The sequence below is a fragment of the Achromobacter sp. 01N37 genome, from assembly GCF_056399725.1.
On sequence record NZ_JBFTRX010000003.1, the window covers coordinates 489,075 to 512,669 of the forward strand.

The 23,595-nt window shown below is 63.2% G+C and carries 25 protein-coding genes; 20 read left to right on the forward strand and 5 right to left on the reverse strand.

What is annotated here, in order from left to right; genetic code table 11:
* Positions 1 to 43: 43 nt before the first annotated feature.
* The 11 genes from bamA to AC1DSJ_RS08425 all read left to right on the forward strand — a co-directional run bounded on the left by bamA (position 44) and on the right by AC1DSJ_RS08425 (position 9,573).
* Positions 44 to 2,371, forward strand: coding sequence for an outer membrane protein assembly factor BamA (gene bamA / locus AC1DSJ_RS08375; protein ID WP_054425852.1), 2,328 nt, complete (start codon positions 44 to 46; stop codon positions 2,369 to 2,371).
* Positions 2,372 to 2,478: 107 nt separating this feature from the next.
* Positions 2,479 to 3,039, forward strand: coding sequence for an OmpH/Skp family outer membrane protein (locus AC1DSJ_RS08380; RefSeq protein WP_046807180.1), 561 nt, complete (start codon positions 2,479 to 2,481; stop codon positions 3,037 to 3,039).
* A 17-nt stretch (positions 3,040 to 3,056) separates the two neighbouring features.
* Entirely contained in the window at positions 3,057 to 4,154 is a 1,098-nt protein-coding gene (gene lpxD, locus AC1DSJ_RS08385) for a UDP-3-O-(3-hydroxymyristoyl)glucosamine N-acyltransferase (protein ID WP_054425849.1), read from the forward strand.
* Between the two features lie 65 nt (positions 4,155 to 4,219).
* Positions 4,220 to 4,675: a 3-hydroxyacyl-ACP dehydratase FabZ gene (gene fabZ, locus AC1DSJ_RS08390; RefSeq protein ID WP_006219108.1), complete on the forward strand. Its 456-nt coding sequence runs from the start codon at positions 4,220 to 4,222 to the stop codon at positions 4,673 to 4,675.
* The gene (lpxA, locus tag AC1DSJ_RS08395; protein ID WP_175168441.1) at positions 4,676 to 5,470 is read left to right on the forward strand and encodes an acyl-ACP--UDP-N-acetylglucosamine O-acyltransferase; all 795 of its coding nucleotides are present in this window, start codon (positions 4,676 to 4,678) and stop codon (positions 5,468 to 5,470) included.
* Positions 5,467 to 6,663 carry a lipid-A-disaccharide synthase gene (lpxB, locus tag AC1DSJ_RS08400; protein ID WP_441371267.1) on the forward strand — a complete coding sequence of 399 codons (1,197 nt, stop codon included), beginning with the start codon at positions 5,467 to 5,469 and terminating at the stop codon, positions 6,661 to 6,663. Before lpxA ends, lpxB begins: the two co-directional genes overlap by 4 nt.
* Entirely contained in the window at positions 6,650 to 7,258 is a 609-nt protein-coding gene (gene rnhB, locus AC1DSJ_RS08405) for a ribonuclease HII (RefSeq protein WP_054425844.1), read from the forward strand. The genes lpxB and rnhB overlap by 14 nt, the downstream gene beginning before the upstream one ends.
* Entirely contained in the window at positions 7,255 to 8,043 is a 789-nt protein-coding gene (locus AC1DSJ_RS08410) for a TrmH family RNA methyltransferase (protein ID WP_175168443.1), read from the forward strand. The genes rnhB and AC1DSJ_RS08410 overlap by 4 nt, the downstream gene beginning before the upstream one ends.
* Before the next feature lie 109 nt (positions 8,044 to 8,152).
* The gene (locus AC1DSJ_RS08415) at positions 8,153 to 8,614 is read left to right on the forward strand and encodes a DUF2846 domain-containing protein (RefSeq protein ID WP_175168444.1); all 462 of its coding nucleotides are present in this window, start codon (positions 8,153 to 8,155) and stop codon (positions 8,612 to 8,614) included.
* Positions 8,615 to 8,680: 66 nt separating this feature from the next.
* Entirely contained in the window at positions 8,681 to 9,106 is a 426-nt protein-coding gene (locus tag AC1DSJ_RS08420) for a hypothetical protein (protein ID WP_054425837.1), read from the forward strand.
* Complete coding sequence (locus AC1DSJ_RS08425; protein ID WP_441371268.1) at positions 9,103 to 9,573, forward strand: DUF2846 domain-containing protein; 471 nt, start codon at positions 9,103 to 9,105, stop codon at positions 9,571 to 9,573. The genes AC1DSJ_RS08420 and AC1DSJ_RS08425 overlap by 4 nt, the downstream gene beginning before the upstream one ends.
* 62 nt (positions 9,574 to 9,635) lie before the next feature.
* On the opposite strand, the gene ppsR is transcribed toward AC1DSJ_RS08425, so the two are convergent.
* The gene (gene ppsR, locus AC1DSJ_RS08430) at positions 9,636 to 10,463 is read right to left on the reverse strand and encodes a posphoenolpyruvate synthetase regulatory kinase/phosphorylase PpsR (protein ID WP_054425834.1); all 828 of its coding nucleotides are present in this window, start codon (positions 10,461 to 10,463) and stop codon (positions 9,636 to 9,638) included.
* 181 nt (positions 10,464 to 10,644) lie between these two features.
* Between ppsR and ppsA the strand changes: the two genes are divergently transcribed.
* On the forward strand, positions 10,645 to 13,008 hold the full coding sequence (gene ppsA, locus AC1DSJ_RS08435) for a phosphoenolpyruvate synthase (protein ID WP_342066558.1): 2,364 nt from the start codon (positions 10,645 to 10,647) through the stop codon (positions 13,006 to 13,008).
* Positions 13,009 to 13,153: 145 nt separating this feature from the next.
* Here ppsA and AC1DSJ_RS08440 read toward each other — a convergent pair whose 3' ends face one another.
* The gene (locus AC1DSJ_RS08440; protein WP_441371269.1) at positions 13,154 to 13,939 is read right to left on the reverse strand and encodes an AraC family transcriptional regulator; all 786 of its coding nucleotides are present in this window, start codon (positions 13,937 to 13,939) and stop codon (positions 13,154 to 13,156) included.
* Positions 13,940 to 14,055: 116 nt separating this feature from the next.
* On the opposite strand from AC1DSJ_RS08440, the gene AC1DSJ_RS08445 reads away from it, so the two are divergent.
* Positions 14,056 to 14,832 (forward strand): alpha/beta fold hydrolase, encoded by a 777-nt coding sequence (locus AC1DSJ_RS08445; protein ID WP_441371270.1) that lies wholly within the window; start codon positions 14,056 to 14,058, stop codon positions 14,830 to 14,832.
* A gap of 106 nt (positions 14,833 to 14,938) precedes the next feature.
* Here the strand turns inward: AC1DSJ_RS08445 and AC1DSJ_RS08450 are convergent, their stop codons facing one another.
* Positions 14,939 to 15,784, reverse strand: a complete 846-nt coding sequence (locus AC1DSJ_RS08450) for a bifunctional transcriptional activator/DNA repair enzyme AdaA (RefSeq protein ID WP_441371271.1) — start codon at positions 15,782 to 15,784, stop codon at positions 14,939 to 14,941.
* Between the two features lie 94 nt (positions 15,785 to 15,878).
* Positions 15,879 to 16,616: a glutamine amidotransferase gene (locus AC1DSJ_RS08455; RefSeq protein WP_441371272.1), complete on the reverse strand. Its 738-nt coding sequence runs from the start codon at positions 16,614 to 16,616 to the stop codon at positions 15,879 to 15,881.
* A gap of 169 nt (positions 16,617 to 16,785) precedes the next feature.
* Between AC1DSJ_RS08455 and AC1DSJ_RS08460 the strand changes: the two genes are divergently transcribed.
* From AC1DSJ_RS08460 to AC1DSJ_RS08470, 3 genes are all read left to right on the forward strand, one after another.
* Positions 16,786 to 17,223 (forward strand): NfeD family protein, encoded by a 438-nt coding sequence (locus AC1DSJ_RS08460; protein ID WP_054425824.1) that lies wholly within the window; start codon positions 16,786 to 16,788, stop codon positions 17,221 to 17,223.
* 133 nt (positions 17,224 to 17,356) lie between these two features.
* A complete protein-coding gene (locus AC1DSJ_RS08465) occupies positions 17,357 to 18,283 on the forward strand; it encodes an SPFH domain-containing protein (RefSeq protein ID WP_156336837.1) in 927 nt (308 codons plus the stop codon).
* A 25-nt stretch (positions 18,284 to 18,308) separates the two neighbouring features.
* On the forward strand, positions 18,309 to 19,502 hold the full coding sequence (locus tag AC1DSJ_RS08470) for a GGDEF domain-containing protein (protein ID WP_175168450.1): 1,194 nt from the start codon (positions 18,309 to 18,311) through the stop codon (positions 19,500 to 19,502).
* 1 nt (position 19,503) lies between these two features.
* Here the strand turns inward: AC1DSJ_RS08470 and smpB are convergent, their stop codons facing one another.
* A complete protein-coding gene (smpB, locus tag AC1DSJ_RS08475) occupies positions 19,504 to 20,136 on the reverse strand; it encodes an SsrA-binding protein SmpB (RefSeq protein ID WP_276325562.1) in 633 nt (210 codons plus the stop codon).
* A gap of 61 nt (positions 20,137 to 20,197) precedes the next feature.
* On the opposite strand from smpB, the gene AC1DSJ_RS08480 reads away from it, so the two are divergent.
* The 4 genes from AC1DSJ_RS08480 to AC1DSJ_RS08495 all read left to right on the forward strand — a co-directional run bounded on the left by AC1DSJ_RS08480 (position 20,198) and on the right by AC1DSJ_RS08495 (position 23,522).
* Positions 20,198 to 20,632 carry a type II toxin-antitoxin system RatA family toxin gene (locus AC1DSJ_RS08480; RefSeq protein ID WP_054425818.1) on the forward strand — a complete coding sequence of 145 codons (435 nt, stop codon included), beginning with the start codon at positions 20,198 to 20,200 and terminating at the stop codon, positions 20,630 to 20,632.
* Positions 20,622 to 20,987, forward strand: coding sequence for an RnfH family protein (locus AC1DSJ_RS08485; protein WP_441371273.1), 366 nt, complete (start codon positions 20,622 to 20,624; stop codon positions 20,985 to 20,987). Before AC1DSJ_RS08480 ends, AC1DSJ_RS08485 begins: the two co-directional genes overlap by 11 nt.
* A gap of 208 nt (positions 20,988 to 21,195) precedes the next feature.
* Complete coding sequence (locus AC1DSJ_RS08490; RefSeq protein WP_342066553.1) at positions 21,196 to 22,350, forward strand: acyl-CoA dehydrogenase family protein; 1,155 nt, start codon at positions 21,196 to 21,198, stop codon at positions 22,348 to 22,350.
* Complete coding sequence (locus AC1DSJ_RS08495; RefSeq protein WP_441371274.1) at positions 22,347 to 23,522, forward strand: enoyl-CoA hydratase/isomerase family protein; 1,176 nt, start codon at positions 22,347 to 22,349, stop codon at positions 23,520 to 23,522. The genes AC1DSJ_RS08490 and AC1DSJ_RS08495 overlap by 4 nt, the downstream gene beginning before the upstream one ends.
* Positions 23,523 to 23,595: the final 73 nt, after the last annotated feature.

The following is a 23,595-nucleotide window of genomic DNA, read 5'->3' on the forward strand; positions in this document are numbered from 1 at the left end:
GCATAAAATCCCCCGCCATTTGCACGACCGAGGATACTCAAGGATGTCTTTTCGCCGGATGTTTCATCACAAAAAGGGTGTACTGCCGGGTCTCATCGCCGCCTTATTGCTGCCGGCCATGGCCCAAGCCTTCGACCCTTTTGTCGTGCGGGATATCCGCGTAGAGGGTATTCAACGGACTGACGCCGGCACGGTGTTTGGTTATCTCCCCGTCAAGGTGGGCGAGAAATTCACCGAAGAAGAAGCCACCGAAGCAATTCGCCGCCTGTACGGCACGGGCTTTTTCACCGACGTGCAGATCCAGACGGACAACAACGTCGTGGTCGTCGTGGTGCAAGAACGCCCGACGATCGCCTCCGTCAACTTCAACGGCATGCGCGAGTTCGACTCCAAGGCCATCACCACCTCGCTGGGCCAGGTGGGGTTTGCCGAGGGCCGCATCTTCGACCGTTCCATGCTTGAACGCGCGGAATACGAACTGAAGCAGCAGTACCTGTCCAAGGGCAAGTACGGCGTTGAAGTGACCTCCACCGTGACCCCGCTGCCGCGTAACCGCGTGGGCGTGAGCTTCGACGTGTTCGAAGGCTCGGTGGCGCGCATTCAGCAAATTCGCTTCGTGGGCAACAAGGCCTTCTCGGAAAGCGATCTGCTGGACGAGTTCAAGCTGACCACGCCGGGCTGGCTGACCTGGTACACCGATACCGACAAGTACTCGCGCGAAAAGCTCGAGGGCGATCTGGAACGCCTGCGCTCGTTCTATCTGGACAAGGGCTACCTGGAATTCACGGTTGAGCCGCCGCAAGTCACGATCTCGCCTGACCGCAAAGACATCAACATCACGATCACCGTTCACGAAGGCGAACCGTACAAGGTCCGCAGCGTGAAGCTGGCCGGCAATCTGCTGGGTCTGGACAAGGAGATCAACGCGCTGGTGCAGGTCAAGCCGGACGAAACGTTCTCGGCCGCCAAGGCGAACGATTCTGCCAAGGCCATCACCGACTACCTGGGTGAACTGGGCTACGCGTTTGCCAACGTGAACCCGAACCCGCAGCTGGACCGCGCCAAGCACGAAGCCGACCTGACGTTCTACGTCGACCCGAGCCGCCGTGTGTACGTGCGCCGCATTCAGATTGGCGGCAACACCCGCACGCGCGACGAAGTCGTGCGCCGCGAAATGCGCCAGCAGGAAGCCGCCTGGTACGACGCCAAAGACATCAAGACCTCGCGCGACCGCGTGGATCGCCTGGGCTACTTCAGCGACGTCAATGTCAAGACCGATCCGGTTCCGGGCTCGCCCGACCAGGTCGACGTGAACGTCGACGTGAAAGAAAAGCCCACCGGCATGATCAACCTGGGTGTGGGTTACGGCTCGTCTGAAAAGGCGATTCTGTCGGCCGGTATCAGCGAAGACAACGTCTTCGGCAGCGGCACGAACCTGACGCTGCAATTGAACACCAGCAAGACGAACCGCGCGGTTGTGCTGTCGCACACCGATCCGTACTGGACCAAGGACGGCATCAGCCGCACGACGTCTGCGTACTACCGCGTGACCGAACCCTGGAACAACAACGACGGTGATTACCGCGTCAAGGCAATCGGCCTGGGCATGAACTTCGGCATTCCGATTTCGGAATACGACCGGATTTTCATGGGCGCGAACCTCGAGCACAACCAGATCGATCTGTTCGACAACTCGCCCGCCGCCTACGACAAGTTCGTGAAGGACTACGGCGATTCGACGAATTCGCTGATCTTCAACACCGGCTGGTCCAACGACACCCGTGACAGCGCACTGGCGCCGACGAAGGGTTCGTACACCCGCCTGAAGGCCGACGTGTCTACGGTCGACCTGAAGTACACGCTGCTCACCGCGCAGCAACAGTATTTTGTGCCGCTCGGCGGCTCCTACACGCTGGCCCTGAACGGCATGGCGGATTGGGGCAAGAGCTACGGTGGCAAGGACTACCCGGTCATCAAGAACGTGTATGCCGGCGGTATCGGCACCGTCCGCGGTTACGAAGGTTCGTCGCTGGGTCCGCGTGATACCAAGACGGGCGACTACCTGGGCGGCACGCGCCGTATCATCGCCAACGCGCAGTTGTATCTGCCGTTCCCGGGCGCGTCGAAAGACCGCACGCTGCGCTGGTTCATCTTCAGCGACGCGGGCCAGGTTTCGTCGGATCTGGGTTGCTCGGCCGGCAAGGCGGGCAGCGAAGTGGAAGATCCTTGCGGCTGGCGTTTCTCTGCCGGTATCGGCCTGTCGTGGCAGTCGCCGATGGGTCCGTTGCAGTTGTCGTATGCTCGTCCGCTTAATTCCAAGGCTGGCGACGACAAGCAAAGCTTCCAGTTCCAGATCGGGACCGGTTTCTAAGCACCGTTACGCTTGAAAACAAGGGAGGGGCCCCCTGGCCCGGCTCCCTTGCTATTTAGTGGCACAATACACACTTTGGCTTTGCCTTACTGGAAGGTGAGATTTTCATGATGTCTGATTTCGCACTTAAATCATCGAATACGCCGCGCGCCAAGCGCCGTGGCAAGCTGGGCGGCTCCATTGCCCTGGTGGGTGCGCTCATTCTCGGTTCGGCTGCTGCGATTCCCGCGCAGGCTCAAAACACCAAGATCGGCTTCGTCAATACCGAGCGGATTCTGCGTGAATCCGGTCCGGCGAAGACGGCGCAAAGCAAGATCGAAGCCGAATTCAAGAAGCGCGACGATGAACTTCAACGCCTGAATAACAGCCTGCGTTCGCAAGCCGAAAAATTCGACAAGGACGCACCCGTTCTGTCGGAATCGGATCGCGTGAAGCGCCAGCGCGAGTTGTCCAATCTGGATACCGACCTGCAACGCAAGCGTCGTGAATTCCAGGAAGACTTCAACCGCCGCCGCAACGAAGAGTTCTCGGGCATCGTCACGAAGGCTAACGAAGCCATCAAGCGCATCGCCGAGCAAGAAAGCTACGACCTGATCATTCAGGACGCCGTGACGGTCAATCCGCGCATCGACATCACCGACAAGGTGATTCAGAGCCTGGGCAAGTAAGCAGTACCCGCGACGTTATGCCGGTTTTACTGGATCTTGCCCGCGCGCCCACACTCGAAGCACTGTTGAGCGCCGCCAACACCCAGGGTATGGACTGGCGTATCAGCGCGGCGCCCGCGTCGGAGCCCTTCAAGGTCTGCGGCGTCGGGACGCTGTCTTCGGCGGGGCCTCAGGAAATCACTTTCCTGGCCAACCCCCGCTACCAGAGCCAACTCGGCGCGACGCAGGCAGGGGCGGTCATCGTCTCGGCCGACGTGGCCGAGGCCCTGGAAGCGCCCGGGGCCACCCGGCCGCCGTTCGCGCTGGTCGTCTGCAAACATCCCTATCTGCTTTACGCCCGTGTGGCGCAATGGTTCGACGCTGCGCGCCGGCCCGTGCTGCCTGGGTCCACGCATCCTTCCGCCGTGATTGCGCCGGACGCCACCCTCGAAGAGGGCGTACGTATTGGCCCCAATTGCGTGGTGGAAGCGGGTGCGCGCATCGGCCGGGATACCGTCCTGGGGCCGGGTTGCGTCGTTGGCGTGGGCTCGTCCATCGGGCCGGGCAGCCGTTTGCACGCACACGTCACGCTTTATGAAGGCGTGAAAGTGGGCGCGCGAGCCATCATCCACAGTGGCGCCGTGCTGGGTGCTGACGGTTTTGGCTTTGCGCCGGACCCGACGCTGGGCAAGGGCGCCTGGGGCAAGATTCCCCAGCTGGGCGGTGTGACGGTGGGCGATGACGTCGAAATCGGCGCCAACACAACCATCGACCGAGGCGCGCTGGATGACACCGTAGTGTCTGACGGCGTGAAGCTCGACAACCAGATCATGGTGGCGCACAACGTGCGCATCGGCGCGCATACCGCGGTAGCGGCATGTGTCGGCATCGCGGGTTCGACGACCATCGGCGAACGCTGCACCATTGGTGGCGCCGCGATGCTGTCAGGCCATTTGACCCTGGGCGACGACGTGCATATTTCGGGCGGCACTGCGGTGACGTCCAGCATTTCGAAACCTGGCCGCTATACCGGGGTGTTCCCGTATGCGGAGCATGGCGAATGGCAGCGCAACGCCGCCGTGATACAACAGTTGGCGCAACTGCGCCGCCGCGTGCGCACGCTGGAAAAAGACTAAGGCGCGTTTGCCGCCGTGGCGTGCACGCGCCAAAATTATTTCATTTCGCAGGAAAGCATAGAAAAATGGAACTCGACATCAAGGGGATCATGGAGAGGCTGCCGCATCGTTACCCGATGCTGCTGATTGATCGCGTCGTTGAAATGGTGCCCGGTAAATCCATCGTGGCCATCAAGAACGTCTCGATCAACGAACCGTTTTTCAACGGTCACTTTCCTCACCATCCGGTGATGCCGGGCGTGCTCATCGTGGAAGCCATGGCCCAGGCCTCGGCGCTGTTCTCGTTCACGGACGAAAACGGCGGCCTGAAGTGCGATAGCTCCAAGACCGCGTACTACCTGGTCGGTGTCGATGGCGCGCGTTTCCGCCGCCCCGTCGTGCCGGGTGACCAGTTGCGCATTGAAGTTGAAGCCGAACGCTTGAGCCGCAGCATCTGTAAATACGCCGCGCGCGCAACCGTCGACGGACAAGAAGTGGCGTCCGCCAAACTGATGTGCGCGATTCGCAGCCTGGAAGAGTAAATGGCAGGAAACATCCATCCCACCGCTGTCGTTGATCCGGCGGCAAATATTGACCCGAGTGCCGTGATCGGACCCTTCGCGGTGGTTGGGCCGGACGTGACCATCGGCGCGGGCACCGAAATCGGCCCGTACTGCATGGTGGACGGCGTCACGACCATCGGTCGCAATAACCGCTTCTACCGCTATTGCTCGATCGGCGGCATGCCGCAAGACAAGAAGTACGCGGGCGAGAAGACGCGTCTGACGATCGGCGACGGCAACACGGTGCGTGAGTTTGTCACGCTGAATACCGGCACGGTGCAGGATGGTGGCGAGACGACGATAGGCAATGACAACTGGATCATGGCCTATGTACACGTCGCGCATGACTGCCACATCGGCAGCCACACGATCCTGGCCAATTCGGTGCAACTGGGCGGCCACGTTCACGTGGGCGACTGGGCCATCATCGGTGGCCTGACCGGCGTGCATCAGTTTTCGCGCGTGGGCGCGCACTCCATGACGGGCGGCAACAGCTCGCTCATGCAAGATTCGCCGCCGTTCGTGCTGGCGGCCGGCAACCCGTGCCGCCCGGTAGGCGTCAACGTCGAAGGCCTGAAGCGCCGTGGCTTTACCCCGGTGATGATCTCGGCGCTGCGTGAAGCCTACAAGATCATCTTCCGTCGTGGCTTGCCGCTGGATGCGGCGCGCGCTGAATTGCGCAAGCGCCAGCAAGAAATCCCCGAGGCCGCCGAGCATCTGCAAACGCTGCTCGATTTCCTCGACGTCGCGTCGCGCGGCATCATTCGTCCATGAACACGCGGATCGGCATGGTGGCCGGCGAGCCTTCGGGCGACTTGCTGGCCGGTCGCATCATTGCCGGTTTGCAAGCGCGCGACGCCGGTGTGCGCTGTGAAGGTATCGGCGGCCCCCAGATGCAGGCACGCGAGTTCGACACCTGGCATCCCATGCATGCGCTGACGGTGTTCGGCTATGTCGATGCCTTGAAGCGCCTGCCCAGCCTGCTGAGCACATATCGCGACGTCAAGCGCCGCTGGCTGGCCGAGCCGCCAGCGGTCTTCGTTGGCATCGACGCGCCCGACTTCAATCTGCGCTTGGAACATCAACTGCGCTTGGCGGGTACGCCGACGGTGCATTTCGTCGGCCCCTCCATCTGGGCCTGGCGTTACGAACGCATTCATAAGATCCGCGAATCGGTGTCGCACATGCTTGTGCTGTTTCCGTTCGAGGAAGAGATCTACCGCAAGGAAGGCATCCCGGTCACGTATGTGGGTCATCCGCTGGCGGGCGCCATTCCCATGGAGCCCGATCGCGCGGCGGCGCGCGAGCGGCTGGGCATCGACCAGAATGCGCGCGTGCTGGCGATTCTGCCGGGCAGCCGTTCGTCCGAGATCCGGCTGTTGGCGCCGCGCTTCCTGCAAGCGGCGCAATTGCTGCTGAAGAAAGATCCGGCGCTGCAATGCGTGGTGCCGATGGTCAATGACCAGCGGCGTGCGGAATTCCAGGCCCTGCTGGCGCAGTATCCCGTGCCGGGTTTGCGCTGCATCACCGCAGAAGATCTGCATGGTGCGGGCGGTGACCGCAAGGCGCCCGTCGCCTGGTCCGTCATGGAAGCGGCCAACGCGGTACTGGTGGCCAGCGGCACGGCCACGCTCGAGACCGCGCTGTACAAGCGCCCCATGGTGATCTCGTACGTGTTGTCGCCGTGGATGCGCCGCATCATGACCTGGAAGTCCGGACAGCAGCGGCCGTATCTGCCTTGGGTGGGTCTGCCCAACGTGCTGTTGCGCGATTTCGCGGTGCCTGAATTGCTGCAAGACGACGCCACCCCCGAAAAGCTTGCCGAAGCCACGTGGGCGTCGTTGACCGATGATGCGCTGATCGCGTGCGTCGAGGCGCGCTTTACCGCCATGCACCAGGAGCTGTTGCGCGATACGCCGGCGCTGGCTGCCCAGGCGATTCTGGAGGTGGCAGGTGGAGCAGCCTGATCTGTTCGCGGCCCCGATTCAGCCCGCCTTGATCACGGCGGGTGTCGACGAGGCGGGCAGGGGGCCGTTGGCGGGCGCGGTTTATGCGGCGGCCGTCATCCTGCACCCTGATCGCCCCATCGACGGCCTGGCCGATTCGAAAGTGCTGAAGGCCGCCACGCGTGAAGCGTTGGCGGTACAAATCAAGGAACACGCGTTGGCCTGGTGTATTGCCAGCGCCAGCGTGGATGAAATCGACACGCTGAACATCCTGCGCGCCACCATGCTGGCGATGCAGCGGGCCGTGCAAGGCCTGTCCACCCCCGCGCAGTTGGCGCTGGTGGACGGCAATCAGGCGCCCAAACTCACATGCACCGTGCAGACGGTCATCAAGGGCGACGCGCTCGTGCCGGCGATTTCCGCCGCTTCAATTCTGGCCAAGACGGCGCGCGACGCCGATCTGGTGCGCCTGCACGCCCTGTATCCTCAGTACGCGTTCGATCAGCACAAGGGCTACGGCACGGCGCTGCATCTGCAACTGCTGCGCGAACACGGCCCCTGCGCGGAACATCGGCGCAGTTTTGCGCCCATCAAGGCGTTCGGCCTGACCCCATGAAGCACATCAGTTCCCGCGACAATCCCGCAGTCAAGGCGCTGGCCAAGCTGGCCGGCACGGCGGGCAAGCGCGGTGCGCCCGTGCTGCTGGACGGGGTGCACCTGTGCCAGGCCTGGTTGCAACACCATGGCGCGCCGGATCAGGCCGTCTTTGATATTGATCGCTTGTCTCAGCCTGATATCGCAGCGCTTGCTGCCGCAGTGCCGGACGCGCGCTGCCTGGCACTGGACGCGCGGCTGATGCAATCACTGGCCAGCGTGGAAAGCGGGCAGGGCGTGGCGTTTTTGGTCACGCCTCCTGCGATGGAATTGCCCGCAGAGGTCGACGAGAATTGCGTGTTGTTCGACCGCATTCAAGACCCGGGCAACGTCGGCACCTTGCTGCGCACCTGCGCGGCGGCTGGCGTTAAACGCGTGTTCCTGGCTACCGGCACCGCCGCCGCCTGGTCTCCCAAAGTGTTGCGCAGCGGGCAGGGCGCGCACTTTGCGCTGGCCATCCACGAGCACGTCGACCTTCAAGCGCTGTTGCCGAACCTGCGCGTGCCGCTGGTCGCCACCGCGCTGGAGGGCGCGCAAGACTTGTACCAAGGCCGCTTGCCGCCGAGTTGCGCCTGGGTCTTCGGGCACGAAGGTCAGGGCGTGGACCCGGCCTTGCTGGCCGCCGCGCGTCTGAAGGTGTGCATCCCGCACGACATGGCTGCCGTCGAATCGCTGAACGTGGGCGCGGCCGCCGCGATCTGCCTGTTCGAGCAGCGCCGCCAGGCCCTGTCTGGCGCGGCGCGCTGATCTGTTCATTTCCTTACATTCCCCGCTTTCGTGACTGACCCCGTTTATACTCGCGCGTTGCGCGGGCATGACATCGGTTCACCCATGCCGCGAATCCCAGGGGAGATCAATGAAAACAATGTTCAGGTTGGCGCTTGCCATGGCAGGTGCGGTGTTGCTGTTGGCCGGATGCGCGGGGCCGCGTTATGCGGACGTGTCATCGCAGATTCCCGACATTGAGCCGGGGTTGGGCCGCATCTATGTCTATCAGCTCGCCAACGCCAAGGATGTCGCGCAGCCAGCCATTATGGTCAATGGCCGCAAAGTCGGTCGCTCCAAGGCCGGCCGGTTTTTCTTCGTGGACCGGCCAGCCGGCATGACCACCCTGACCTTGGCGCCGGATCGCAAGGACCCAGATGCCGGGATTAAATTGGATCTGCCTGCTGGCCAGACGAGGTATGTGCGCGTCGACATCGAGGGCGGCAAGCAGGTGTTGCGCCCGGAAGCGTCGGCCGAGGCGGCTACGCAATCATTGGCGGATTTGAAGTACTGGGGTGCGGGGCATCGCGACCGGGAAAAGCTGCGCTATTGATGTTGCACGTTTTGTAAAATTCGGTCGCACTCATATACTTCACGCTTTGAAATTCCCGAGGTGGCTATGGCGTCATCGCCGTTTCACAAATTCCAGGGTTGGACGCGTGCGGGCCGGGCGCTGCTGTTGACGTCGAGCATGCTGGCGTTGAGCGCATGCATGTCGGTCAGCACGCAAAAAGTCGGCATGGTTCCCGTGGCCGCCGCAGACCCGGTCTACAGCATTCAATTGTCGCGAGTCGTCATCGCGGCATTGCCGAATGACAGCAGCGTGACGCTGCCGTCGGGGTCGCAATGGCGCCGTGTCGGCGCGTTGCCGCAAGGCGATGTCTACCGCTCGATGAATGGCTTGTTCACCATTCAAACCCGCCGCCAGGGCGAAGCGTATCTGGTCGCGTCGTCCGGCAAGCTGCTGGGCTTTTATCTGCCAGGCGAAAGCGCATTCATGCCGCTTTCCCGCCCCGTTACGCTGCCCGTGGAGATGCGTCAATGAAATCGTGGTTGAAAGGGGTGGCAGCGGCCGCCATTGCAGTGGTATTGGCAGGGTGCGCTGGTCCGAAGTACGACGCGCTGCATGGCCAGCTTCCCCCGATTGCCGAGGGCAAGGGCCGGATCTATTTCTATCAGCCCCAGCCGACCAATCTGGCGGCCGCACAGCAAAAGCTGCGCGTCAACAATGTTGTCGTTGGCCGCAATAAGCCGGGCAGCTTTTTCTTTGTGGATCGGCCTGCAGGCAGCTACGTGGTCACCAACCTGTACTGGACGGGCGACGGCGTGAGCTTCATGCTCGACCCCGGCCAAACGCGTTACGTGCGGGTGATGGCCGAAGTGTATGGCGCCACGGGCGCAGTCGGAAAATTGTCGATGCAACTGGTCGACCCGCCGGAAGTGGCCGAAAACGAAATGCGCGGGCTGCGCTATTGGGGCGCAGCAAGCCCCGAGCGCGCGCCGGGCCTGTAATTCGGCCGCGTTTCCTTCACCCGAAAAAACCAGGGCGCATCCATGATGCGCCCTGGTTTTTTTTAGCCCCGATCCAGGCCCACTTCCTGCAGCACCGTCGTCGCGATTTCTTCGATGGACTTCGTGGTGCTGGACAGCCAGGAAATGCCTTCGCGGCGCATCATGCGTTCGGCTTCGGCCACTTCATAGCGGCACTGTTCCAGTTGCGAGTAGCGGCTGTTGGGGCGGCGTTCGTTGCGCACTTCAGCCAGGCGCTCGGGTTGGATGGACAGGCCAAACAGCTTGGCCCGATGCGGGGCGATGGTCGAGGGCAGGGTGCCGCGCTCGAAATCGTCAGGCGTCAGCGGGAAGTTGGCCGCCTTGATGGCGTACTGCATGGCCAGGTACAGGCTGGTTGGCGTCTTGCCGCAGCGGGACACGCCCACCAGGATGACGTCGGCCTGGTCCAGCTGGTTCACGAACTGCCCGTCATCGTGCGCCAGGCTGAAGTTGATGGCGTCGATACGATTGCGGTACTTTTCTGAATTGGCCTGCATGTGCGAGCGGCCAATGGAGTGGCTGGACTTCAAGCCCAGCGCCTGTTCGATATGGCTGACGAAGGTGCCAAACAGGTCCATGAAAATGCCGTTCGCCTGGCGAACGCGGGCCAGGATTTCGGGGTTGACCAGGGTGCTGAACACAATGGGCGGCACGCCGGCTTCCAGGGCGCTGCGGTCAATGCGCATGGCGACTTCAGCGGCTTTTTCGAGCGTGTCGACAAAAGGCAGGCGGATCGGCTTGAAATCGACCTCTTCGAACTGGGAAAGCACCGACTGGCTGAACGTTTCAGCGGTGATGCCGGTACTGTCGGAAACGATGTATACCGTGCGTACGATCGGGGTAGATGTCATGTGTAAAAAATTCCAACCAGTCAGATAGCCGAGGGTACTCCACCGAGTACAATCAGGCCCCTATAAGTCACCCCAAGGGCGGTCCAAGGCCAGTTTGGTCAGCGTCTGAAAAAGCAGTGTTTTGTGCTTGATTCATGCTTTGACCTAACTCGCTTTCATTCCATTGTAAAAGGTGACTTCAATGTCGTATGTTGTTTTGTTCGAGCAGCTCCGCATGACGGACGTGGACTCGGTAGGAGGCAAGAACGCATCACTAGGCGAAATGATCAGCCAGCTGTCTGGCGCGGGTGTCCGCGTTCCGGGCGGCTTTGCCACGACCGCCGACGCTTTCCGTGATTTCCTGAAAGCCTCGGGCCTGGACCAGCGCATTGCTGAACGCCTGACCACGTTGAACCCCGAAGACGTGCGCGAGCTGGCCAACGCCGGCGCGCAGATCCGCCAATGGATCGTCGAAGCGCCGTTCTCGGCTGAATTCGAAGCACAAATCCGCGAAGCCTTTGCCAAGCTCGACGCTGACGGCAAGGGCTCGTTTGCCGTGCGCTCCTCCGCCACCGCAGAAGACTTGCCCGACGCCTCGTTCGCCGGCCAGCAGGAAACCTTCCTGAACGTCGTTGGCATTGATGACGTGCTGGACAAGATCCGCCACGTGTTCGCGTCGCTGTACAACGACCGCGCCATTTCCTATCGCGTGCACAAGGGCTACGCCCACGCCGATGTCGCCCTGTCGGCCGGCATTCAGCGCATGGTGCGTTCCGACAAGGGCAGCGCCGGCGTCATGTTCACCATCGACACCGAATCGGGTTTTGAAGACGTCGTGTTCATCACGTCGTCCTACGGCCTGGGCGAAACCGTTGTGCAAGGCGCCGTCAACCCCGACGAGTTCTACGTCTTCAAGCCCACGCTGGCTCAAGGCAAGTTCCCGATCGTTGGCCGCCGCATTGGCTCCAAGCTGATCAAGATGGAATTCGACCCGGAACGTCCGGAAGGCCGCGCCGTGCGTACCGTTGACGTGCCCGTGTCCGAGCGCAACCGCTACTCGCTGACCGACGACGAGGTCAATGAACTGGCCCGCTACGCCGTCATCATCGAAAAGCACTACAAGCGCCCGATGGATATCGAGTGGGGCCGCGACGGCGTCGACGGCAAGATCTACATCCTGCAAGCGCGTCCGGAAACGGTGAAGTCGCAGCAGGGCGTGAACGACGTGCAGCAGCGCTACCGCCTGAAGGCCACCGGCCAGGTCCTGATCACGGGCCGCGCAATCGGCCAGAAGATTGGCGCCGGCCCCGTCCGCGTCGTGGGCGACATCTCCGACATGGACAAGGTCCAGCCGGGCGACGTGCTGGTCACCGACATGACGGACCCCAACTGGGAACCCGTGATGAAGCGTGCCGCGGCCATCGTGACGAACCGTGGCGGCCGTACGTGCCACGCCGCGATCATCGCGCGCGAACTGGGCATTCCGGCTGTGGTGGGTTGCGGTAACGCGACGGACCTGCTGAAGGAAGGCCAGGCCGTGACCGTGTCTTGCGCGGAAGGCGACGAAGGCCGCATCTATGACGGCCTGATCGAAACCGAAGTGGAAGAAGTGCGCCGCGGCGAAATGCCCGCCATCGATCTGAAGATCATGATGAACGTGGGCAACCCCCAGCTGGCGTTCGACTTCGCGCAGATCCCCAACAGCGGCGTGGGCCTGGCGCGTCTGGAATTCATCATCAACAACAACATCGGCATCCACCCGAAGGCAGTCCTGGACTACCCGAACGTGGACGGCGAGCTGAAGAAGGCCGTGGAATCGGCCGCTCGCGGGCACGCCAGCCCGCGCGCATTCTTCGTCGAGAAGATGGCGGAAGGCGTGGCGACCATTGCTGCCGCGTTCTACCCGAAGCCGGTCATCGTGCGCATGTCGGACTTCAAGTCCAACGAGTACCGCAAGCTGGTGGGCGGTTCGCGCTACGAGCCCGAGGAAGAGAACCCCATGCTGGGCTTCCGCGGCGCGTCGCGCTACATCGCTGAAGACTTCGCCGAGTGCTTCCGCATGGAATGCGAAGCGCTGAAGAAGGTCCGCGACGACATGGGCCTGACCAACGTTGAAATCATGGTGCCGTTCGTGCGTACGGTGGGTCAGGCCGAAAAGGTTGTGAACCTGCTGGCCAAGCACGGTCTGGCGCGTGGCGAAAACGGCCTGAAGCTGATCATGATGTGCGAAGTGCCGTCCAACGCCATCCTGGCCGACGAATTCCTGCAATTCTTCGACGGCTTCTCGATCGGTTCGAACGACATGACCCAGCTCACGCTGGGCCTGGACCGCGACTCGGGTATGGAGCTCTTGGCTGCCGACTTCGACGAACGCGACGAAGCCGTGAAGTTCATGCTGCGCCGCGCGATCAAGGCTTGCCTGGCCGCCAACAAGTACGTGGGTATCTGCGGCCAAGGCCCCAGCGATCACCCGGACTTCGCGCAATGGCTGAAGGATGAGGGCATCCTGTCGATGTCGCTCAACCCGGATACCGTTGTCGAAACGTGGCAGCGTCTGGCCAAGTAAGCGGCTGACTCGCTAGTAAAAAGCCCCGCATCTGAAAGGATGCGGGGCTTTTTTTCTATGCGGATGCGAGGGTGTGAGGGCAAGGGGATGAGTGCACAAGGGCACAAGAGTGCAAGGGTGCAAGGGCGCGGCGGCAGGGGCGATGTCACTCCGCCCGGCGCGCTTCCAGGTAACGGGTTGGCGTTTGCCCAAGCGCCCGGCGGAACGCAGACGCGAACGCACTCGGGCTGGCGTAACCCAGATCCAGTGCGACGCGTGTGACGGGCTGCCCTTGGCTTAAACGTTCGATGGCGGCAAGCAGGCAGACTTGCTGGCGCCAATCGGCAAAACTCGCGCCGGTTTGTGCGCGGAACAAGCGGGTAAAGGTGCGACGGCTCATGCCCGCCTGGCTGGCCATGACGTCGAGTCCGACCGAAATCGAGGGCGTATCGAACACTTGCTGGCATGCGCGCACCAGCCGCGGGTCTTGCGGCAGAGGGGCATGCAGCGACAGGCGGGGCATGAACGCGATTTCCGCCACCAGCATCGCCATCAGCTTGCCCGCGCGGCCTTGGGTGTCGTACAGCGCAGGCAGGTCGACTGCGTCCTGCAATAGCTGCTTGAGCAAGGCGGACACGCCGTAGACGCAGCAATGGTCCGGCATCCGGGTGGCATTGGCTTCGCGTTGCGATACGAAGGCGTTAAGCATGGTGACCTGGCCCGACATGGTCATTTCGTGCGTGACGCCGGCAGGCACCCAGCACGCCCGCTGCGGGGGCACGAGCCACCGGCCCGCTGGCGTGGCGACGCTGATGGTGCCGCGCGAGGCAAACGCGAACTGGCCCCGCCGGTGCGCGTGTACGGGAAACGTCGACCCGGCCGCATAGTCGTTCGCGGTTACGACCACCGCGCGCGGAATGTCTTCAAACGGATCGACCAGGGTATTTCGCATGGCCCGAATTCTACAGAGAATGACCCGATAACGAAGGCGGGCCATGAGTGTCCGGCATACGATTCCTGCCACGTGTCGCCGGATGCCGGCGACGTTTCATCCGCATCGGAGGCAGGATGCCCGGCACTTTTCATTCCGTGGGTAATGGCCCCCACGCTGTTCTTGTTTTGCATGGCTGGTTTGGCGACGCGCATGCGTTCGAGCTGATCGAACCGTGGCTGTCCCGCGACGCCTATCGCTACGTGTTCATGAACTACCGCGGTTACGGCGGCAGGCGCGACGAATCGGGGGCGTACACCATCGACGAAATCGCTGCCGATGCGCTGGCGCTTGCAGACAAACTCGGATTCGAGACCTTCAGCCTGATCGGGCATTCCATGGGCGGCATGGCAATCGAGCGTATCGCCACCTTTGCGCCCGAGCGGGTACGCGCACTGGTGGCGATTGCGCCCGTGCCTTGCGGGGGTATCCGGTACGACCCGGCGACGCGCCAGATGCTGGAGGCGGCCGCAACGCGCGCCGAGCTTCGCCAGACCATCATTGACCGCAGCACCGGTGGCCGTTTGCCCGCGCAGTGGGTCGAATGGAAGGCGGCGTATTCAGTGGCGTGCTCAATCCCCGACGCCTTCGCTGCTTACCTGCATGCGTGGGCCGATACGGATTTCACTGAGGCTATCGACGGACGCCATCCCGTGAAAGTCCTGGTGGGCAAGCACGACCCGACCTTCAATGCGGCGTTGATGGCGCAAACCTATCTGCGCCGCTATCGCCGGGCCAGTGTTGAGGTGCTGGATAACGCCGGCCACTATCCCATGAACGAAACGCCGCTCGCGCTTGCGGCCGCGATCGAGGCGTTTCTGGGGGAGGTGGCAAGGGAGATCGCCACGGCCTGACCGAGACGGACGGCGGCAAGGCGTATCGCCACGGCATGGCGGAGGCGGACGGCGGGAAGGAGTATCACCACGGCCTGACCGAGGCGGACGGCGCTCGGCGCAAGGATCAGGCCGCCTGCGCCTCGCGCGCGATCAGTTCGCGCTTGCGGTCGATGCCCCAGCGGTAGCCGGCCATGGAGCCATCGGTGCGCACCACGCGGTGGCAGGGGATGGCGAGCGCGATGTTGTTGGTGGCGCAAGCGCGGGCCACGGCGCGCACGGCACGCGGGTGTCCGATGCGTTCGGCCACTTGCGTATACGTGGCGGTAGCGCCTACCGGAATCTCGCGCAGTGCTTCCCAGACCCGGCGCTGGAAGGCGGTGCCGCGCACATCCAGGGGCAGGTCCAAGCCCCGCGATGGGTCTTCCACAAAGCCCACCACGGCGGCGACCCAGGTTTCAAATTCCGCATCCGCGCCAATCAGGCGGGCGGCCTTGAAGCGGTCTTGCAAGTTGCGAACCAGGGTTTCGGGATCGGCATCCAGGGCGATTTCGCAAATGCCGGTGTCGCTGGCCGCCACCAGCAGCGCGCCCAATGCACATTGCGCCACGGCGAAACGGATGTCGACGCCTTCGCCGTTCTTACGAAAGGCGGTGGGCGTCATGCCCAGGATGGCGGGCGCGGCTTCATAGAAGCGGCCGCTGGAATTGAAGCCGGCGTCATACATGGCGTCGGTGACGCTGGCGCTGGCTTTCAGGTGTTGGCGCGCGCGGCCGGCGCGCAGGGCGCTGGCGTAGGCCTTGGGCGTGATGCCCGTGACGGCCTTGAAGATGCGGTGGAAATGGTAGCGGCTCATGCCGGCCTGCTCGGCCAGCGTGGACAGATCGGGCGGCTGCTCGGCCTCGAGTGCACGGCAGGCGCGTTCGACGGCGGCGGCGTGCTGTTTGCTCAAGGGGGCGACGGCGGGGCTCATAAGGGACTCCTGACATGCGCGTGGAGAAATACGCTATGACTCATGGTCTCAAGCCCCGCCGCGCGCCGCACTCCGGATGTTGCGCGCCGTGCGTTCAGGCGGGCGCGTACGCGTCCAGGAAGCGGCGCAGCAGTTCGCTCGCCACCGGGGTTGCGCGCACGTTCGCCGTCAGGTCGGGCATATCCAGGTTTTCGGCAGCGTAACGGCGGCCGTAACGCTCCAGGTGGGCGCGGACAAAGTCGGGGCCGAATTCCGGGTGGAACTGGGTCGAAAACACGTTTCTGCCGATACGGATCATCTGGTGCTCGTCCAGATCCGAGCGCGCCAGCACCGCGGCGCCCGGCGGCGGTTGCAGCACAGTTTGCGCATGTAGCATCTGCGCGGGGAAGGTCGGCGGCAGGCCGGCCAGCAGCTTGTCGCCCGAGGCCTGCGGCAGCAGTTCCACCGTTTGCGTGCCCACTTCGCGGCCAGACGGGTTGTAGCCGACCTTGCCGCCCAGGGCATGCGCCAGCAATTGGTGGCCGTAGCACACGCCGAACATCGGCAAGCCTGCGGCGGCGGCGTCGCGCAGCCACGCGGCGGTGTCTTCGCTCCAGGGTTCCTTATCCGTCACCATGGCGGGCGAGCCCGTGATCAGCGCGGCGCGGTATTGCGCGGGCAACTGGGGGCGCTGGCCTTCATGCACGGCCACGATCTCGATGTCGTCCGTGGCCAAGCCGGCCGCCTTCGACAGTTGTTCGGCATAGCCGCCGAACTGGCTTTTAAGCGTGTCGTCCGGGTCCCCGGTGTGCAGGATCAGAACGGGTAGGGCAGTGGAAGTTGCAGCGGTCATGGATGCTTGATCGAAGAAAAGGCAGACGCGGAAAATCCGGGTGGGACCGCCGCGTCAGGGCACATCATAATCCAGTGCAATTGTTCATGACCGCCGCCGCCATTCCCGTTGCGTCCCGGAAATACGTACAATCCGCTCACGACTCATCCTTTCAGGCGACTTAAACACCATGTGGATTTGGTTGGGATTGGCCGCGCTGGCCCTCATCGGGGAACTGGCGACGGGTACTTTCTATTTGCTGCTGGTGGCCCTGGGGCTGGCGGCCGGCGGCGTTGCCGCGTGGTTGAACATTGGCCAGGAATGGCAGCTGGTGGCCTGCGGCGTCGTGTTGCTGCTGGGCCTGCTGGTCCTGCGCAAGACGCGTGTCCTGAAAAAGCGTGAAGTCAATTCGGCCCGCAATGTCGATGTGAATCTGGATATCGGCCAGACGGTTACCGTCGAGGCCTGGTCAGAACACCGCACCGCGCGCGTCTGGTATCGCGGCGCGCACTGGCAAGCGGAATTGGCCCCAGGCAAAACGCCGCATGCGGGCGAACACACCATCACCGAATTGCGCGGCTCGACGCTGGTGCTGACCCCAAGGGGCAAGCCGGATTCGGCGCAATAATCTCGGCGTAAAAAATGCCGGCGTAGAAATGTCGGCGCAGTAACACCGGGCCACGCTTCGCGCAGCCCGAGGCGGGCGCCCTTGCCGGCAAGCAAGGCCGCCTCCGCACTCACTCCAGGAGAAGTTCCAAATGATCATCGATACTTCCACTATCGTCCTGCTCGTTGTCGTCGCACTGGCGATTCTTATCGTCATCAAAGCGATCGCCATCGTGCCCCAGCAGCACGCCTGGGTGGTCGAACGCCTGGGCAAATTCGACCGCGTTCTGTCACCGGGCGCGGGCTTTGTCATCCCGTTTATCGAGCGCGTGTCCTACAAGCATTCGCTGAAGGAAATTCCGCTGGACGTGCCCAGCCAGGTTTGCATCACGCGTGACAACACGCAGCTGCAAGTCGACGGCGTGCTGTACTTCCAGGTGACCGATCCGATGCGTGCATCGTATGGCTCGTCGAACTACATCTCGGCCATCACGCAGCTGGCGCAGACGACCTTGCGTTCGGTCATCGGCAAGATGGAGCTGGACCGCACGTTCGAAGAGCGCGATTCCATCAACAGCAATATCGTCGCGTCGTTGGACGAGGCCGCGCTGAACTGGGGCGTGAAGGTGTTGCGCTACGAGATCAAGGATTTGACGCCGCCCAACGAGATCTTGCGTTCGATGCAGGCGCAGATCACCGCCGAGCGTGAAAAGCGTGCGCTGATCGCCGCTTCCGAAGGCCGCCGCCAGGAACAGATCAACATCGCCACCGGTGAACGCGAAGCCGCCATCGCGCGCTCGGAAGGTGAAAAGCAGGCGCAGATCAACCAGGCGCAGGGTGAAGCTGCCGCAGTGCTGGCCATTGCTGAAGCCACCGCCAAGGCCATCACGCAAGTGGCCGACGCCGTGCGTCAGCCGGGCGGCATGGAAGCCGTCAACCTGAAGGTCGCAGAACGCTATGTCGAAGCGTTCGCCAATGTGGCCAAGGAAGGCAACACGCTGATCCTGCCGGCCAACATGTCCGACGTTGGCGGCATGATCGCCTCGGCCATGACCATCGTGAAGTCCACGCGCAACACCTGACCTCGCGCCTTACCGCGCGCCGCCCATGATCGCTCCCGTTAATTTGCTTCTGATAGCAGCACTGGCGGGAGTCCTTTCTCTTTGCGTGCTGGGGTCCCTGGCTCGCAGCGGCATGGCGGGCATCCGCGAAACCATACGCGCCAACTTGCTCACGCTGTTGGCGTTTTTTACGTTCGGGCTACAGAACACGGCGGCGCCGCTGTGGTTGTCGGTGCTGGTGCCCAACGTGGCCGTCGCGCTGGCGCTGTGCTCGTATTACACGGGCGTCAGGCGGCTGCTGGGCTTAAGCGTGCCGCGGCATCTGATGATGCTGGGCTGCCTGCTGGCCCTGCCGGTGGTGCTGGTCTGCACCTATTTGGACTGGCAGATCGGGCCGCGTATCGTGGCGATGTCGTTCTTGCAGATGGGCTTCATGCTGGCCGTGGCGCACACCCTCCAGCGCAACATGCCTGCCCACCGCTCGCGCTATAGCTATCGCTTCCTGTGGGTTGCCGCGCTGATTTCGGCCCTGGTCTGCGCGCTGCGGGCGGCGGTCTACCTGTTCGACCTGGCCATTCCCCAGACCTTGCTGGAACCCACGGTCTGGAACATCACGTTCCTGACCTTGGGCGTGCTGACCATGCCGTGCCTGACGCTGGGTACGATCATGATCATTCACGATCGCATGCTGGCGGATCGCGAGCACGAACTGAATACCGACTTCCTGACCGGGCTGATGTCGCGCAAGGCGTGGTGGATGCAGGCCGAGCGCTACTGCGCGCAGGCGCTGCGCACGCGGCGGCCGCTGACCTTGCTGCTATTGGATGTGGACCACTTCAAGCGCATCAACGACATGCATGGGCACGCGGCGGGCGACGCGGTGCTGCGGCATTTTGGCCTGCTGGCCACGGTCACGCTGCGTACGGGAGATCATGTGGGCCGTGTGGGCGGCGAGGAATTCGGCGTGCTGTTTCCCGACCTGCGCAGCGACGCGGTGATGGAGGTGGCGGCCAGATTGCTGGACTCCACCCGGCGCACGCCTTGTGCGCACGGCGGCAGCACGATCTCGTACACGTTCAGCGCGGGCGTCGCGGATTGGGTGCCGGGCGAGAACTTCGAGGCCTTTTTTGAACGGGCGGATCGCAAGCTCTACGCCGCCAAGGCGGCGGGGCGCAACCGCATCGTCGGGCCGGGTGAGCCGGCCGAGGTGCTGGCGCCGCCCGTCCCGGCTGCTGCGTGAATCAATCGTCTTTGTCTTTGCGCGGCGCGCGCGTGTCGTGCTTCATGATGCGTTCTTTCTCGCGCTGCCAGTCTTTCTCGCGCGCGGTGTCGCGCTTGTCGAACAGCTTCTTGCCGCGGCCCAACGCGAAATCCAGCTTGATGCGGCCGTTCTTATAGTGCAGGTTCAGCGGCACCAAGGTGTAGCCGCGCTGCTCGACCTTGCCGATGAGCTTGCTGATTTCTTCGGCCTTGAGCAGCAGCTTACGCGTGCGCATGGCGTCGGGGTGGATATGGGTGGACGCCGTGGGCAGCGGGCTGACGTGCATGCCCAGCAGGTACAGTTCGCCATCGCGTACGATGACGTAGCTTTCCTTGAGCTGCACGCGGCCATCGCGAATCGCTTTGACTTCCCAGCCTTGCAGGACAAGGCCGGCTTCGTAGCGGTCTTCGATGAAATAGTCGTGCGTGGCTTTGCGATTGTCGATAATGCTCATAACGCCTTTTTGCTCATATTGCTTTTTTGCCCCTCGTGTCTTTTGCCCGGGGCTTGTTTTTTGCCTGAGGTTTCGCCTGGGGGGTTTGCCTGAGGGGTTTTGCCTGAGGGGTTTGCCTGAGGGGTTTGCCTGAGGTTTGATGGCCCTGTGGATACCCACATTAGGCTTAGGTCGTGCAGTGCCGGTAAAATCTTGCCATTCTAGCCATTTGCGATAGTCGATGCACAAAGTACAACGATCCGTCCTGGTGCCTTACAGCGCCGCCCAGATGTTTGATCTGGTTGCCGACGTGGAAAAGTACCCCGAGTTCATGCCGTGGTGTGGCGGCGCCGAGGTGCAAACCCGCGACGAGCACGGCATGCAGGCCTCTATCCTGATCAGCTTCGCGGGTATGAAGCAGCGCTTCACCACGCGCAACACCCACGTCTATCCCGACCGGATCGACCTTGAACTGGTGGACGGGCCGTTCTCCAGCCTGGTCGGCCATTGGGAATTCCAGCCCCTGGCCGAAGACGCGTGCAAGGTGTTGTTCACCATGGAGTACGCGTTTTCGAACCGCGCACTGGAAATGGTGGTGGGCCCGGTGTTCAACCGCATCGCCACCAGCTTCATTGATTCCTTCACCAAGCGGGCGCAGTCCAAGTATGGCGAATGAGCCGACCGCCGCGCCGCAGGTCGACGCCAGCGCTAACGTCAGCGTCAGCGTCTGCTACGCCTTGCCGGGCCACGTGTGGTTGCGCGAACTGAGCCTGTCGGCGGGGGCGACGGTGGCTGACGCCTTGGCGGCCAGCGGCTTCGCGCAGGCGTTCCCGGTGGTGCAGCCCTGGGAGCGCGGCGTGGGTATCTTTGGCCGCGCCACGGAACCCCAGGCGCGGCTGGCCGATGGCGACCGCGTTGAAATCTATCGGGGCTTGAGCTTCGACCCCAAGGAATCGCGCCGCCGCCGCGCTGAGCACCGCCGCGCCAAAACCGCCAGAAACGGCAGGGTCCGGCCGGCCGGTCTGTTGTAGGCGTGGGGGCGGGCCAGCCGCCTGTCGGACCCGGATAACCGGGTACACATTGTCATCATCGCGACAAGTGGCGCCGGGCCTTCCGGCGTAACATAGGCACCGTTTCGTACTTACGTTTACGTTAACGTCATGTCAAAATCGACGGGCTGGCGTTCACGAGACGGCAGCAACGCCAGCAGACAATACTGATGACAACAGGAGACAGGCTGTGGACTTGGAACTGACTGACGAGCAGCGCGCCTTTGCGCAAGCCGCCCGCGACTACGCCGAGGGCGAGCTCGCGCCCCATGCGGCGCGCTGGGACGCCGAAGGTATCTTCCCCCGCGAGGCCTTCGCCCGCGCTGGCGAAATGGGCTTTTGCGCCATCTATGCCAGTGAAGACATCGGCGGCCTGGGGCTGCCGCGCCTGGACGCCACGCTGGTGTTCGAGGAAATGGCGGCGGTGGACCCGTCGACCACAGCCTTCCTGACGATCCACAACATGGCCACCTGGATGGTCGGAAAATGGGGTCAGCCCGGCTTGCGCGAACACTGGGGCCCCTTGCTGGCCAGCGGCCAGAAGCTGGCGTCCTACTGCCTGACCGAACCTGGCGCCGGTTCCGACGCAGCATCCTTGTCCACGCGGGCGCAGCGCCAAGGCGACGACTATGTGCTCAACGGCGCCAAGGCCTTCATTTCGGGCGGCGGCGACACCGATCTGCTGGTGGTCATGGCGCGCACGGGCGGTGAGGGCGCCAGCGGCATCAGCGCCTTCGCGGTGCCGGCCGATAGCGCGGGCATCAGCTACGGGCGCAAGGAAGAAAAGATGGGCTGGAACAGCCAGTCCACGCGTCCCATCACCTTTGAGAACGTGCGCGTGCCGGCCGCCAATATGCTCGGGCAAGAGGGCGAAGGCTTCAAGATCGCCATGAAAGGCCTGGACGGCGGACGCATCAACATCGGCACCTGCTCGGTTGGCGCGGCGCAGGGCGCGCTGGACGCCGCCCGCCGCTACATGGACGAACGCCGGCAATTCAACCGCCGGTTGGCCGAATTCCAGGCGTTGCAATTCAAGCTGGCGGATATGGCCACGCATTTGGTCGCAGCGCGCCAGATGGTTCGCCTGGCCGCGTGCAAGCTGGATGCCGGGTCGCCGGACGCAGCCACCTACTGCGCGATGGCCAAGCGCTTCGCCACCGATATGGGTTTTCAGATTTGTCTGGATGCGCAACAGATTCATGGCGGCTATGGATACTTGCGGGACTATCCCTTGGAGCGTCTGGTGCGCGATACTCGCGTTCATCAGATTCTGGAGGGCACCAACGAGATCATGCGAGTGATCATTGCCCGCCAATTGTTGGAAAAAGGAGCCGACATAAGATGAATGCACCGGTGTTGTTCGAAGAAAGAAGCGCGGCGAACGGCATGCGGTTCGGGATTGCGACGCTGAACGCGCCGCAGACCCTGAACGGCCTGTCGCTGGAAATGGTGGACTTGCTGGCGGCGCGGCTGGACGAGTGGGCGCGCGACCCGGGGGTTGCGCTGGTCGTGCTGCAAGGCGCGGGCGAAAAGGCGTTTTGCGCAGGCGGCGACCTGCACGGCCTGTATCGCAGCATGAGCGAGAACCAGGGCAAGAACGGTTGGAGCAATGCCTATGCGCGCCGCTTCTTCGAGCACGAGTATCGGCTGGACTACCGCATCCACACCTATCCGAAGCCCGTTCTGTGTTGGGGCCATGGCATCGTCATGGGCGGCGGTATTGGCCTGATGATGGGCGCGAGCCACCGTGTGGTCAGTGAATCGTCCCGGCTGGCCATGCCCGAAGTATCGATCGGCCTGTTTCCTGATGTGGGCGGCAGCTGGCTGCTGAACCGCATGCCGGGCCGCATCGGTTTGTTCCTGGCGCTGACCGGCGCGCAGATGAATACGGCTGACGCATTTTTTGCCGGGCTGGCGGACTTCCGGCTGAACCACGCTGATTGGCCGAAGCTGCTGGCGTCGCTGGAAGAGCAGCCCTGGGCCGGGCAGGCCGGTGGCGCGTCCGAGGAAGCGATTGCACCGCGTTCGCTCAACGATGGCTTGCTGCGCCGCGCGCTGACGGCGCTGGAGCCGCAGGCGCCGCTTGAACCTGGCCACCTGCGCCAGCATTCTTTCCTGATCAACAACCTGTGCAACGGCAACCGCCTGGATGAGATCTACGAAGAACTCGCCTTGCTGAAAGACCACGCCGACCCCTGGCTGGCGCGCGCCGCCAAGACGATGCTGGCGGGCTCGCCGGGTTCGGTGCGCCTGGCCTTCGCCTTGCAGCAGCGCACGCGCCTGCGTTCGCTGGATGACGTATTCCGCGCCGAGTACATCGCCGCGCTGGCGTGCACCGCGCATGGCGATTTCGCCGAAGGCATCCGCGCCTTGCTGGTCGACAAGGACAAGAACCCGCGCTGGAATCCCGCCGTCATCGATATGGCGACGGACGGCTGGGTGCAGAAATTCTTTGAAGAGCCGTGGCCCGAAGGCGAGCCGCATCCGCTGGCCGACCTGGGTCAGGAAGGGCGCTAGCGCGCCGGCCGGTTCGGTAGAGGCGGACCGGCCACCCCGTTATGCAGATCACGATGGTTCCATACCTACAGCA